Raw genomic sequence first — 12999 nt, 5'->3', positions numbered from 1 at the left:
TAAGATGATCTCGCTCGCACCTGCGGCGCACGCACCGATCCGACCTCCCCGGGAGACCAAGGCATGAGCGTGGCCGGCAGCGCGTCCGAGGCGAGTGCGCACGATGAACGAGACCTCTTCGTCGGGCGGCGGACCGAGTCCGAGCGGCTCGCGGCGTGCGTGGACAAGGTGCGCGGCGGTGAGGCGTGGCTGGCGGTCGTCGAGGGTGAGGCGGGGATCGGCAAGAGCACTCTGATACGCCGGGCGGTCTCCTCGCTGGAGGATTTCACGGTGTTGTGGGCGGTGGGCGATCCCTCGGAGACCGATCTGCCCGGCGGTGTACTCAGCCAGCTGGTGAGGCGGGTGGACAGGAGCCTGGCGGCCCGGTTCCCACTGCTGGCCCGGCCGGACGCGGCGGGGGTGTCGCCGCACGCCCTGGGCGGGGAGTTCCTGCTGCTGCTGGGCGCGCTGCAGGAGTCCGGGGGCGGGGTCGCGGTCGTCGTCGACGACGCGCACTGGGCCGATCCGCTCTCCTCGCAGGTGCTGGGATTCGTGGTGCGCCGCCTCTGGGCCGACCGGGTGCTGGTGCTGATGGCGGCCCGTACGGACGGCGAGCAGAGCGCGGAGGCGCTGGACCGGCTGGTGCGGTCCGTCGACCGGGCGGTACGCGTCGAGGTCGGCGGACTCCGGCAGGACGAGGTCGACCAGCTGGCCCGGCGACTGCTGGCGGTGCGCGTGACACCGGAGCTGGTGGCACGGCTGCACGGCTACACGAAGGGCCATCCCCTCTACGTGCGCACGGTCCTGGCGGAGGTACCGCTTCAGGTACTGGGGGACGAGTCGGCACGGCGGTGGCCCGTCCACCAGTCGCTGCGGGCGGGAATCGGGGCCGTACTGGGGCGTCTGCCCGCCGATTCGGTGGCCCTGGTGGAGGCGCTGGCGGTACTGGACGGCCGGTTTCCCCTGGTGGGCGTGGCGCGGGTGGCCGGGGTGGACGACGCCGTGCGGGCGATCGAACCGGCGCTGGCTGCGGGTCTGGTGCAGTGGTGGCCGGCGGATTCCGTGGGGCCGGTGGCCTTGGTGCACGGGTTGCAGCGGGACGCGGTCTACGCGGGGATCGGTCCCGGGCGACGGCGCGCGCTGCACAACGCCGCGGCCGAGGTGGTGGGTTCGGGGGCGGCCTGGGCTCATCGTGTGGCCGCGGCCACGTCCGACGACCCTTCTCTGGCGGCCGACCTGGAGCGCTCGGCGAACACCGAGGCCCTCGCCGGCCGCAACGCCCTGGCCGCCACCCGGTTGCTGTGGGCGTCGTCGTTGTCCGACGACCGCCTGGAACGGGAGCGGCGTCTGCTCACGGCCTGTGCCCAGTGGCTGCTGACCCTGCAGCCGTGGGCCGCCGTACCGTTGAGGGCGCAGGTGGAGGAGTGCGCGGAGGGAACGCTGCGCAGTTGCGTACTGGGGGTCATGGACCTCCTGGAGGGCCGGCTGGCGGTGGCCGAGGCTCGCTTGACCGAGGCCTGGCAGGAGGCGCTCGCCGATCCGGACGCGAGCTGGGTGGCGATCCTGGCCGGTACGTTTCTGACCGTCATCACGATCCGGCAGTGCCGGGGCGCGCGGACGGCCGACATCGCGGGCAAGACGCTGGCGATCGGTGACCTCGACGCGGGTACCTCCGATTTCATCCGTGCGGTGCTGGCCACGGGCCGGATGTGGGACCAGGGGCCCGGTGCGGCGCTGCTGGACGTGGCACACCTTCCCGTCGAGGCCGCCGAAGCGTCGAACGATCAGCTCGCGACGCTGGCCACCCGTGGTGTCATGCACCTGTTCCTGGGCCGACTGACGGCGGCACGGGCCGATCTGGTCACCGTGGCGCACCGCGACCGGCTGGGCGCCGGGTCCAAGCTCAGCCATCTGTCGTCGTCGCTGCTGGCGGTGGTGGAGTACCTGGCGGGTGACTGGAACGCCAGTGAGAGCGCGGCGGACCGGGCGCTCGCGATCGCCGCGGCCCACGACCACGTCCTCGGCGACGCGGCCACGTGGTTCGCGGCCGTGTGCGTACAGGCGGGGCGCGGGCACTGGGAGGCGGCCCAGCAGTCCGTCGAGGCCCTGGAACGGATCAACCGGATGCTGGGAGATCCCCCGGCGGAGCGTGTGTACGCCGGGCTGGCGGGGGCGGTGCTGGCGCAGGCCCGGGGTGACCACGCCGCCATGGCGGAGGCGTTGGCTCCGCTGGTCGAGCCGGTGACCGGAGCCGGGGGCGGGGCTGGGGACGAGGGTGACCGGGTACGCCTGCGGTTCAAGCCCCTGTGGTTGTGGCAGCAGTCCCTGCTGGTCGAAGCGCTCACCGGAACGGGGCGGCTGGCGGCCGCCGCCTGGGCTCTCGAAGACTTCTGGCGCGGTTACGACGGCAGGGGATATCTGCGGGTCGTGGGAGCCCGGCTCAGCGGCCAACTCGCAGAGGCCCAGGGGCGGCCGCGTGCGGCGCTGGCGATCTACGCCCAGGCTCTGGGCGGGGCTCCCGGCGGCACCGAGGGTCCCGATGCCGCCGGGAGCCCCGTCGGGGCCGGTGACGCCCGCGAGGACGCCCCGCTGTTCCGCGCGGTGCTGGAACACGGTTACGGCAGGCTCCTGGTGGCGACCAGGACCGGCTCCCGGCGGGAGGCCGCACGGTGGTTCAAGTCGGCGCACGACCGATTCGACGCCCTTCGGGCGGAACCGTTCCTGCGGCGCTGCGAGACGGACCTCGCCGCCATGGGACTCGCCGCTCCCGCCCACGCCAGGCAGCACGTACTCGCCCTGACCGAGCGGGAGTTGTCGGTCGCCCACCTCATCGCCGGCGGAATGACGAACCAGGAGGCCGCGTCGGAGCTCTACGTCACCCAGAAAACCGTCGAGTACCACCTGTCGAACATCTACGCCAAGCTCGGCATCACCTCTCGCCGCCACCTCGCGCAGGCGCTCCGGCCCCCGCAGCCCTGACGGCGTCGCGGCGGCGGTACGTCGGGGGCGGGCCCAGCATGATCCGAACGCCCTAGGGTCGACCCCCAGGGTCCCGGGGCCCCCGGGGTGGTCTCCTGAGGGCATGACTGGACACGCCCGGGCCGGAGCCCGCACCCGCCGGGTTCCGCTCACCGGTCGGCACGAGGAACTGCGGGTCCTGTCCGGCCTGGTGGCGGGCGTGCGCGACGGTATGAGCGCGGCGCTCGTCGTCGTCGGCGAGGCAGGTATCGGCAAGACCACGCTGCTGGACCATCTCGCTGAGACCTCGGACGACCTGCGGGTCGTACGCACCGCGGGGACGGAGTCCGAGGCGCGGCTCGGATTCGCGGGCCTGCACCGTCTGCTGCGGCCCTTCCTGGACGGCCTGGGATCGCTGCCGGCCCCCCAGCACGAGGCGCTGGCCTCCGCGTTCGGGATGCTGGCCGCGCCACGGGCCGATCGCTACCTGGTCGGTATGGCGGCCCTGACGCTGCTGGCCGACGCCGCCTCGGCACAGCCGCTGCTCTGCCTCGTCGACGACGTGCAGTGGCTGGACCGCGAGTCCTGCGACGCGCTGGCGTTCGTGGCCCGGCGGCTGGGGGCGGAGGCTCTGGGCCTGGTGGTCGCGAGTCGCGAGGAACCAGGCGGCGCAGGCGCGTTCGAGGGGCTGGAGACCCTCACCGTCGACGGACTGGCCCGCGCCCAGGCGCACGAGCTGCTCGGACACAGCGTGGAGGGGCGGGTGGACGCGGCGGTGGCCGCGCGCATCGTGGCCGACGCCGGCGGCAACCCTCTGGCACTGATGGAGAGCGCCCAGGCGCTGAGCCCCGCGCACCTGGCCGGGACGGCCCCGCTGCTCGAACCGCTGCCGGTGGGAGCCCGGCTGGAGAACCACTTCGGACGTCTGGTGCGGGGCCTGCCTCCGGAGACCCGGACCTTCCTGGTACTGCTGTCGGCCGCGCCGCCCGAGGACGTGCTGCAGCTGTGGCGGGCGGCTGCGGAACTGGGCGTCCCCGCGCAGGCCGCGGACGCGGCGGTGTCCGCGGGCGTGCTCACCGGCGGGCGGCTGCTGGAGTTCCGGCACCCGCTGATCCGCTCGGCCGTCTACCGCAGCGCCCCGGCCGGTGAGCGCAGGCGCGTCCACGCCGCGCTCGCCGCTGTCAGCGACGCGCTGCGCAACCCCGAGCGGCGGGCCTGGCACCGCGCCGAGGCGACCGTCGGGCTCGACGACGAGGTGGCCGACGAACTGGTCGCGGCGGCGGAACTCGCCCGCGGGCGCGGCGGCTACGCCGAACGGGCCGCCCTCCTGGCCCGAGCGGCACAGCTCTCCCGGGCCGACCGGGCGGTACGGCTCGTCGAGGCCGCCCGAGCCCATCTCGTGCTGGGCGACCCCGTTACCGCCCAGTCCCTCCTCGCGCAGGCCCAGCCTCTCCTGGACGGCGGCGACACCGTCCTGCGGGCCCGTGCCCTGCAGACCCGGGCCACCACCGACATCTACTTCGGGCGGCTCGCGGGCCTGGGATCACCGCTGCTGGCCGCAGCCGGCGTGGTCGCGGACACGGATCGGGTTCTGGCCCGGTCCCTCCTGGTGGAAGGACTCCTGGCGGTGCTGTGCGGTGAGCACGACGCGGCGACCCGCGAGGAACTCGGCGTGACGATCCTGACCTCACCCGCCCTGAGCCCACTGGCCCCGAGCCCGCCGGCCGGGTCCGCGCCCGTCCTGGCCCCGACCGCGGTGACCGCGTCCCCACCGTTGGCCGCCGCGCGAGCCGCCGGCCGTCCAGTCGCCGCCCTTCCTGCCGTCACCTCGGCGGTCGTTCCTCCGGCACGTGAGCCGTCCGCCCTCCCCAGCAGCGCCGACCTCCTCCTCGAAGGCTTCGCCCTGCGGATGCACGGCGGCTATCAGGCCGCCCTGCCTCTCCTCCAGGCCGCGCTCGCCGCCCTGGAACGGGACACCGACGTGGTCGGGCACGGTCTCCGGGCGGCAACCCTCGCCCTCTACGCCGCCGAGGAGGTCTGGGACGAGACCGGTGGCGCCGAGGCCGCCCGGCTCGTGGAGGCGCACGAGCGCGCCATCGGCGCGCTGGGGGCACTGCGTTCCACCCTGGTGGTCCGGTCCACCTGGGAACTCCGGGCCGGCCGGTTCGCCACCGCCACCGCGTGCCTGGACGAGGCCCAGGATCTCGCCGCCGTCATCGGCCAGCCCTCCCCCGGCCTGGCCTACCGTGTGGAGCTCCTGGCCTGGAGCGGTCAGGAATCGGCGGCCCGCACGGCCGCGGACCTCCTCGTACGCGACCTGGCCAGCCGCCACGCGCACGGTGGTCTGGCCGACTGGGCCCGGAACAGCCTGACCGTCCTCGAACTCAGCCTGGGAAACTACGTCCAGGCAGCCGCCCACGCGCGGGTCAACTTCGAAGCCGACAACCCCGGAGGCGCCCCCCGCGCCCTGCCCGATCTCGTCGAGGCCTCCACCCGCAGCGGGGACCGGTCCACGGCCCGAGGGGCTCTTGCCCGCCTCGAAGAACGCGCCGCGCCGGCCGGTACACCCTGGGCCCTGGGACTCCTGGAACGCTGCCGGGCCCTGGTCTCGGCCGACCACGACGGGGCCGAACCCCACTTCGTCCGGTCCCTGACCCTCCTCAGCCGCACTCAGGTACGCACCGACCTGGCCCGCACCCACCTCCTCTACGGCGAATGGCTCCGCAGGCGCAGACGCCGCACCGACGCGCGTACCCAACTGGGCTACGCGTACCGGATGTTCACCGACATGGGGGCAGCCGCCTTCGCCGAGCGGGCCCGCACCGAGCTCCTCGCCACCGGCGCGCACCCCCGCAAGCGCGCGGGCCGTTCCCCGCACGGCCTCACCGAGCACGACCTCACTCCGCAGGAACGGCGGATAGCCACCCTCGCCGCGCACGGAACCACCAACACCGAGATCGCGACCCGGCTCTTCATCACGCAGTCGACCGTCGAGTACCACCTCAACAAGATCTTCCGGAAACTCGACATCACCTCCCGGCGACAGCTCAAATCCCTGTTGACCAGCGAGAACTGAGCCCACCGCTCGCCGCCGGCGGCCGGCACCCCAGTCCCGCCGGGGCCGGGCGCGCGTCGGGACTGGGGGTTCTCCCCGATACGGACCAGAAGGCACGGGTGATGTCCTGCGGTGGCCGCATCCGCCGCCGACGACTCCGCCGGCCCTCCTGGAAGGCCCCGACCCATGACACCGGAACCCCGCCCCGCCACGACCGCGAACCGCCGCGCGTTCCTCAGAACCGCGACGGCCGCGCTGGCGGTCCCGACCGCGGCCGTCCTCGTCGGTGAGGCCCTGCCGGGCACGGCACACGCCGCCGGCGCCACCACCGCTTCGACGGATCTCCCCGACTTCGCCCCGGTCCCCACCGCCTCGACCGGTCCCGGGCTCAACGAGCTGGGCTACTTCGTCGGCCGTATCAAGGGCAACTTGTACTGGGTGACCGACGCCTACTACCAGGCGATGTTCCTGAGCACCCGTGAAGGGGTGGTGCTCGTCGACGCGCCGCCGACCATCGGGAACAACCTGCTGCGCGCCATCGCCGAGGTCACCCGGGCCAACGGCCGGCCGCCGAAGGTCACCCACCTGGTGTACACCCACAGCCACGCCGACCACATCGGCTCCGCCGGCCTCTTCGGCAAGGACGTCGTGCGCGTCGCGCACACCGAGACCCGCCGGCTGCTCCGGCTGGATGCCGACCCCAACCGGCCGCTCCCGACCGTGACCTTCGACGACCACTTCGAGCTGCGCGTCGGCGGGGAACGTCTGGAGCTCGCCCACCACGGCCCCAACCACTCCCCGGACAACATCTTCGTCCACGCGCCCGACCACGCGACGCTGATGGTGGTGGACGTCCTCTATCCCGGCTGGGTGCCGTTCAAGAACCTGGCCGTCTCACAGGACATACCCGCCTGGGTGAAGGCCCAGGACACGGCCATGAGCTACCCCTGGACGACCCTGGTCGGCGGACACCTCGGCCGGCTCGGGGTGCGCGCCGACGGCGACGTGCAGAAGCGGTACATCGCCGACCTCACCGAGAGCGTGAAGGCCGCGATGTCCCTGGACCCGACGCCCTTCTTCCAGAAGTACGGCCCCTCCGGGAACTCCTGGGCGATCTTCAAGACCTACCTGGACGCCGTCGCTCAGCAGGCGGCCGGTCCGGTGATCGCCAAGTACACCGGTGTCCTCGCCGCGGCCGACGTCTTCACCCTCGACAACGCGGCCACCATGCTCGAATCGCTGCGGATCGACGCCGGGCTCCTGGGCCCCTTCGGCACCCGTCCGTAGCCGGGCTCCGGGGGACGGGGTGGGTGGGAACGGACGCGCGAGCAGGCACGTCACCCCGGCCCCACTCCGGAGTCCCCCGATTACGCACGGACGCACTGGGGTCTTTCCCCGGTACGAACGCCTCCGCCCCCGTGGTGTGCTGACCCGGCGCCGGACGCCCGGCCGTACCGAGCACATCGCCGCACCCACCGCGCCCACCGCATCCACCGCACCGAGAGGTCGTCATGACACCACCGATCCCCGTCCCCGTCGTCTTCATCCATGGCCTGTGGCTGCACGCCACCTCGTGGGCCCCCTGGATCGACCTGTTCCAGCGGGAGGGTTACGCCCCGGTCGCGCCGGGCTGGCCCGGCGACCCCGGCACCGTCGAGGAGGCCCGCGCCAACCCCGAGAGCATCGCCGACCACGGCATCGACGAGGTGGTGAACCACTACGCGGCGATCATCCGGGAGCTGCCGGCCCCGCCCATCGTGATCGGGCACTCGTTCGGCGGCATGGTCGCGCAGAAGCTCCTCGGGCAGAACCTGGCGGCAGCCGCCGTCGCGATCGACGCCGCCCAGATCAAGGGAGTTCTCCCGCTGCCGCTGTCCGCGCTGCGCGCTACGCTGCCGGTGTTCAAGAACCCTGGCAACAAGCACCGCGCGGTCTCCCTCACGGCCGACCAGTTCCGCTTCGCGTTCGGCAATGCCGTGTCCGAGGAGGAGTCCGTGGAGCTGTTCGAGCGATGGGCGATCCCGGCCCCGGGCAAGCCCCTGTTCGAGGCCGCCGCAGCCAACTTCAACCCGCACTCGGCGGCCAAGGTCGACACCGCCAACGGCTCGCGCGGACCGCTGCTGCTGATGACCGGCGGCAAGGACCACACGGTGCCGGAGGCCGTCGTCCGGGCCACCCTCAAGCAGTACCGGCACTCCGACGCCGTCACCGACATCACCGACTTCCCCGACCGCGGACACTCGCTGACGATCGACGGCGGCTGGCGCGAGGTCGCCGACACCGCACTGGCCTGGCTGCGGCGGCACTCCCTCTGAGCGACGCTTCCGATGAAGGACGACTCCGCCGGACGAAGCCTTCGTCGAACGGCGCTTCCCACCCACCGCATTCCACCGGCCGCACCAGCACCGGCACCGTCACCGTCGAAGGGCCCTGGCATGGATCTGCAGCTGACCGGCAGGACCGCGGTCGTCACCGGCGCGAGCCGAGGCATCGGGCTCGCCGTGGCCGGAGCACTCGTACGCGAGGGTGCACGGGTCGTGACCGGTTCGCGGGAGATCACCCCCGAGCTGCGGGCGCTGGCCGCCGAGGGCGACGTCCTCACGGTCGCGGTGGACCTGACCTCCCCGGAAGGACCGGCCGAGCTGATCACCGCCGCGGCCTTCGCCTACGGCGGCCTGGACATCCTGGTGAACAACGTGGGTGCCGTCCGGCCCCGCACCGACGGCTTCCTCGCGGTGACCGACGACGACTGGGCCGCGACGCTGTCCGTCAACCTCCTGGTCCCCGTACGCACCACCCGGGCCGCGCTCCCCCACCTGCTGGAGCGCGGAGCGGGGAGCATCGTGACGGTCAGCTCCGTCAACGCGTTCCTGCCCGACCCGCTCGTGATCGACTACAGCGCGTCGAAGGCCGCACTGTCGAACTTCTGCAAGTCCCTGTCCAAAGAGGTGGGTCCGCGGGGCGTCCGCGTCAACACCGTGAGCCCCGGCCCCGTCACCACCGGCCTGTGGCTGGCGCGCGACGGAGTCGCCGCGACGGTGGCCGCCGCCACCGGCGGCTCCGCCGACGCCGTGGCCGAGCAGGCCGCCGCCGACGCCGCCACCGGCCGGTTCACCCGCCCCGACGAGGTCGCCGACCTCGTCGTGTTCCTGGCCGGCGACCGGGCCGCGAACATCACCGGGTCCGACTTCGTCATCGACGGCGGTCTCGTCAGCACCCTGTGACCCCGGCCCCGGCCCCGGCCCCGGCCGCAAGCTCTCTCATCGCTACAGCCACGCCTCCCCCCGACTGGAGCACCTGTGAAGCACCGTCATGCCTTCTTCCGGCCACGTGTCCTGGCACCGCTCGCGATCGCCGCGGCATTCGGCCTCAGCACCACCCTCTCCGCCGCCACCGTCTCCGCCGCGACCCCGCACACCGGGACCGCGACGACCGCGTCCCGGTCCGCCGCTCCCCTGGTACCCGCCGGGTTCACCGAGCACAAGGCCGTCGGCCTCGACTACGTGATCGGCGGCCACGGTCCGACCCTCGTCCTGCTCCACGGCTACCCGGAGACCTGGTACGAATGGCGCGCCCTCCTGCCAGCGCTCTCCCAGCACTACACCGTCATCGCGCCCAGCCTGCCCGGCGCCGGCAAGAGCGACGCCCCGGCCGGCGGCTACGACAAGAAGTCGATGGCCGCAGCCGTCCACACACTGCTCCGCGGGATCGGGCACGCCGACGACATCCGGCTGGTCGGCCACGACATCGGCTCGATGGTCGCCTACTCCTACGCCGCCGCGCACCCCCGCGACGTGAAGAAGCTGGTTCTCAGCGAGGCCCCGATCCCGGACAAGAGCCTCTACGAATTCCCGTCCCTGACCGCCGCCGGTCCGGCCGCCTGGAACTTCGGCTTCTTCTCCCTCGCCAACGGCCTTCCCGAAAAGGTCGTGACCGGCCGCGAAGAGGAGTGGGTGGGCGGGTTCGTCGACTCCCTCGAAGTCCGCAAGGGCTCCGTCACCGACGACGACATCGCCGTGTTCGCGGATGCCCTGAAGGACCCGGCCCACCTGTCGGCGAGCTTCAAGTGGTTCCGGGCCTTCCCCCAGGACGTCGAGGACAACGCCGTCAACCGGCGCACGAAGCTGACCATGCCGGTCCTGGCGATCGGCGCCTCGGGCAGCCTCGGCGAGGCCGTACCCGACCAGGTCCGCCGGTACGCGAAGAAGGTCACCGGTGTCGTCGTTCCCGACTCCGGCCACTGGATCTACGAGGAGCACCCCGGGGAGACGACCGCACTCCTGCTCTCCTTCCTCGGGCGCACGTCGTGATCGCACCCTGTCCCGGCGACGGCGCGACGCGGACGGGCACTCCGAGGCGGGCGCCTTCCCGCAGTGGGAATCAGGCGTGCGGACCTTCCCGGACGCCGGAGGCGAACGCCTGAGGAGCGGGGTCGTCCACGTCGCCCTCCGGAACGGAGCGAGCGGTCAGCGCCGGGGCAGCCGGTGCAGGACGACCTCTCCGAGGACCCCGTCCGCCACCGTGCACGTCATGTACGTGCGGTACGGCTGTCGTCTGCGGTCCGTCGGCGACCCCGGGTTCAGCAGGCGCAGCCCTCCGGGTGCCAGGGTGTCCCAGGGAATGTGGCTGTGGCCGAAGACCAGCACGTCCAGGTCGGGGTGGAGCGCGGCGCAGCGCGCCTCACGGCCGGTAGCCGATCCCGTCTCGTGGACGACGCCGAACCGCAGACCCCCCAGCCGGACGCGGGCCGTTTCGGGCAGCCGGGCCCGCAGTTCCGCTCCGTCGTTGTTGCCGTACACCCCGACCAGACGCCGCGCGCGCGCCTCCAGCAGGTCCAGCGTGGCCACGTCCACCCAGTCCCCGGCATGGAGCACGGCATCCGCCCGCTCCGCCTCACGGAGCAGTTCGTCGGGGAGCCGCTTGGCGCGCAGGGGCACATGGGTGTCCGAGATCAGTAGCAGCCGCACGGGAACGTCCGTCGCCGCCCCGGTCGTTTCCTGGTCCATCCAGCCGCCCTCTCTTCTCGGTTCTCCGGTCGTGGGGACCGGTGCTGATCCTCCCAGAGAGGGGCACGGCGGCCGGCCGCGGAACGCGGTCCGGCCGCCGCTGAGCGGCCGTTCACCCAGTGACCTGCCGGCACACCGCCGCTCAGGTCTGCGTGGCCCAGGCGAGGGAGAAGCCGGTGAAGACGATCCCGCCGGTCGCACCGATCTCGTACAGGTTTCCGATGGCTCCCCCCGCGAGTACCGCCATGGTCGAGTAGCCGGCAGCCCCCGATTTGATCAGGACCCGGTGCCGCCGGCTCGCCCCGTCGTCCTCACTGACCTGCACGGTCAGTTCGCTGCGGCTGCCGGCGGACGGGTTGCCGCTGTACAGCGAGACGTCGGTGGTGGCCGGGTAGCCGCTGGAGTCGACATCGGTGGGTGAGAGGTAGGAGATCTCGTCGGCGTTGCACCCCGGGTCGATCATCCCCGAGTTCCAGGGCGTGCCGAAGGCGCTCGCCACGTCGGACGCGCCGACGTCGCTCGCCGTCGCGTACCAGCGGTTGCCCCCGCTGTTGGACCGCATGTTCTGGACCACCTTGCCGGAGCCGCGCTGGAGCACCTTGCTCTCGTTCACGCCGGTGGCCGCCGGCGCACCGGCCTTCCAGGTGGCTCCGTGGTCGTCGGAGTAGATGTTGGCGGCGTGGTCGACGCCGTTCTCGCGATAGACGATCGGCTGGACGAGACGCCCGCCGGCCAGCTGGATCCCATGTCCGGACGACGCGAACATGCCGCTCCACCCCACTTCCTTCACCTGCGGGTTGATATCGACGGGGGCGGACCAGGTCGCGCCGCCGTCGGTCGAGGTGATGGTGCGGATGTGCATCGAGGTGGTGTCGGTCGAGGAGTTGGAACCGGCGGAGGATCCGTAGTAGCCGATGCCGGGTGCCGGGGAGTAGTTGAGGAAGGCGAAGATCCTGCCGTCGGTGCCCACCGAGCGGTCGACCAGGAGGCTCACGTCCCCGTAGCCCTCCGTGGTGGTGGCGGCGTGCTGGACGATCTCGGCCTTGGTCCAGGTGGCGCCACCGTCGGTGCTGCGGCGCATCGCGACCTGGATGTCGTTGCTACTGCCGCCGAGGTCAGCCGCGCTGGAGACCCTCGCGTCGGCCATGGCGACGATGGTGCCGGTGTTCGAGACGGCCATCGCGGGGATGCGGACCGAAGCGACGGTCCTCGTCACCTCCTCGTAATCACCGTGCGCGTTGAGGGTGTTGATGCCGTCGATGGGGTCCGTGACGGTGAACAGGGCCTGGGTGTTCATGCCCGGGGTCCCGGCGGCCAGGCCGCAGGTCGCCGTGCCGCTCTCGGTGCGGGCGAATCCGGTGGATGTGGCCGTGAGGGTGTAGGCCGTGCCGTTGCCCACGGTCCAGAACAGCGACGCGTCCGAGGAGCCGGCGGGCACCGTCACGGTCCACGGCGACGCGGAGCGGCCTGGCCAGCCGACCGTGAAGGTCCGCGGACCCGCCGACCGGTTGACCAGGGTCAGCCTCAGCTTGTGGGTCGAGGGCGGGGAGCCGTCGGCGTTGCGCGGACAGTCCATGCTGACCTGCGCACCCAGTGCGGTGCTGCAGTCGAGCGTGCCGCTGAGGGACGTGTGGAGACCCTCGGGAGTGGTGACGACGAAGGAGTACGCCGTGCCGTCGGCCTTGGTGAAGAAGAGGTCGGTACGGTCGCCCGCGCTCACGGCGCGGGTGTAGGTCCCGACTCCCGTCCAGGTCGCGGTGAAGGTCGTCGCCGCCGACGTTTCGTTGACCAGGGTAATTCTGATTCTGCTGCTGGTGCAGTCCTGGTCGGCCACGGCCGACTGCCCGCTCGCGGCGGCCCGGGCGTGGACGGGTGCGAGCAGGACCGCGGCGAACGCGGTGACGAGGGCCAGCACGGCAAACGCCCAGGGGCGCCGCACCGGGCGGGACATGGAATGCGTGAACACGTTGTCCGCTCTCCTTGCCTGAGGGAATTTCCTCC

Annotated in this window: 8 protein-coding genes; 6 read left to right on the top strand and 2 right to left on the bottom strand. The window is 72.5% G+C overall.

The genetic code is table 11. From position 1 onward, the window contains the following. Window positions 1-63: 63 nt before the first annotated feature. The 6 genes from ACWCSV_RS29445 to ACWCSV_RS29420 all read left to right on the top strand — a co-directional run bounded on the left by ACWCSV_RS29445 (window position 64) and on the right by ACWCSV_RS29420 (window position 10302). Window positions 64-2958, top strand: coding sequence for a helix-turn-helix transcriptional regulator (locus ACWCSV_RS29445; RefSeq protein ID WP_451147343.1), 2895 nt, complete (start codon window positions 64-66; stop codon window positions 2956-2958). A 103-nt stretch (window positions 2959-3061) separates the two neighbouring features. Then, on the top strand, window positions 3062-6013 hold the full coding sequence (locus tag ACWCSV_RS29440; protein WP_451147341.1) for a helix-turn-helix transcriptional regulator: 2952 nt from the start codon (window positions 3062-3064) through the stop codon (window positions 6011-6013). Between the two features lie 165 nt (window positions 6014-6178). After that, window positions 6179-7279: an MBL fold metallo-hydrolase gene (locus ACWCSV_RS29435; RefSeq protein WP_451147339.1), complete on the top strand. Its 1101-nt coding sequence runs from the start codon at window positions 6179-6181 to the stop codon at window positions 7277-7279. Window positions 7280-7503: 224 nt separating this feature from the next. Next, a complete protein-coding gene (locus ACWCSV_RS29430) occupies window positions 7504-8307 on the top strand; it encodes an alpha/beta hydrolase (RefSeq protein WP_451147337.1) in 804 nt (267 codons plus the stop codon). Between the two features lie 120 nt (window positions 8308-8427). Further along, complete coding sequence (locus ACWCSV_RS29425) at window positions 8428-9216, top strand: SDR family NAD(P)-dependent oxidoreductase (protein WP_451147335.1); 789 nt, start codon at window positions 8428-8430, stop codon at window positions 9214-9216. A gap of 75 nt (window positions 9217-9291) precedes the next feature. Further along, window positions 9292-10302, top strand: coding sequence for an alpha/beta fold hydrolase (locus ACWCSV_RS29420; RefSeq protein ID WP_451147333.1), 1011 nt, complete (start codon window positions 9292-9294; stop codon window positions 10300-10302). A gap of 156 nt (window positions 10303-10458) precedes the next feature. On the opposite strand, the gene ACWCSV_RS29415 is transcribed toward ACWCSV_RS29420, so the two are convergent. Together ACWCSV_RS29415 and ACWCSV_RS29410 are read right to left on the bottom strand one after the other, a co-directional pair. Continuing rightward, window positions 10459-10959, bottom strand: coding sequence for a metallophosphoesterase family protein (locus tag ACWCSV_RS29415; protein WP_451147369.1), 501 nt, complete (start codon window positions 10957-10959; stop codon window positions 10459-10461). A 181-nt stretch (window positions 10960-11140) separates the two neighbouring features. After that, a complete protein-coding gene (locus ACWCSV_RS29410; RefSeq protein ID WP_451147331.1) occupies window positions 11141-12964 on the bottom strand; it encodes an exo-alpha-sialidase in 1824 nt (607 codons plus the stop codon). Between the last annotated feature and the right edge of the window lie 35 nt (window positions 12965-12999).

This window comes from Streptomyces sp. NPDC001770, from assembly GCF_053596135.1.
This window is presented reverse-complemented; position numbering and strand designations above follow the sequence as displayed.

What these genes read in the sequence shown, in the direction of transcription:
- ACWCSV_RS29445 (WP_451147343.1), top strand. Translation starts at nt 64, where the DNA reads ATGAGCGTGGCCGGCAGCGCGTCCGAGGCGAGTGCGCACGATGAACGA.
- ACWCSV_RS29440 (WP_451147341.1), top strand. Translation starts at nt 3,062, where the DNA reads ATGACTGGACACGCCCGGGCCGGAGCCCGCACCCGCCGGGTTCCGCTC.
- ACWCSV_RS29435 (WP_451147339.1), top strand. Translation starts at nt 6,179, where the DNA reads ATGACACCGGAACCCCGCCCCGCCACGACCGCGAACCGCCGCGCGTTC.
- ACWCSV_RS29430 (WP_451147337.1), top strand. Translation starts at nt 7,504, where the DNA reads ATGACACCACCGATCCCCGTCCCCGTCGTCTTCATCCATGGCCTGTGG.
- ACWCSV_RS29425 (WP_451147335.1), top strand. Translation starts at nt 8,428, where the DNA reads ATGGATCTGCAGCTGACCGGCAGGACCGCGGTCGTCACCGGCGCGAGC.